Origin of the sequence: Vibrio sp. R-1 (assembly GCF_035615595.1) — a bacterium.
Lineage (GTDB): Bacteria > Pseudomonadota > Gammaproteobacteria > Enterobacterales > Vibrionaceae > Vibrio > Vibrio cholerae.
In genome coordinates, this window is record NZ_WPDC01000328.1 from 1 (window position 1) to 419 (window position 419).

The window sequence follows — 419 nt, forward strand, 5'->3', positions numbered from 1 at the left end:
AACTGCCCAAATGTTCCATGATGAAATTTACATCAGCACTATAAAAGTCATTCAGTGGAATTTGGGAAGCCTCAAACCAATAAAACGTTTGTTGTCGGTAAGGTTCGATCTCTTTAGGCTCTGCGTCCATCGAAGCGCTGAAAACAACATGATAAATATCGCCGCCATTCTCGTTGATGGACTTATGAGTGCCAATGAGCTCTAAATTTCTCAGCCCAGTTTCCTCCCAGAGTTCACGAATAGCTGCTTGTTCTCCTGACTCACCGGCATCAATAGAACCACCCGGAAACTCAAAAATCATCCCAGTATTTTTTCTGAACCGTTTTTGTACCAAAACAAGGTTATTCTTTATTACGACAGCCATCGCTAGATGATTCATATGTGTTCTCTTTGACTGAATTACACATAACGCCCGCCTA

General features: G+C 41.8%; 1 protein-coding gene. It reads right to left on the minus strand.

Annotated elements, in window-relative coordinates:
• The coding region (locus GOU96_RS18360; protein ID WP_324702130.1) for an NUDIX hydrolase at positions 1–379 on the minus strand (379 nt) is incomplete at its 3' end.
• Between the last annotated feature and the right edge of the window lie 40 nt (positions 380–419).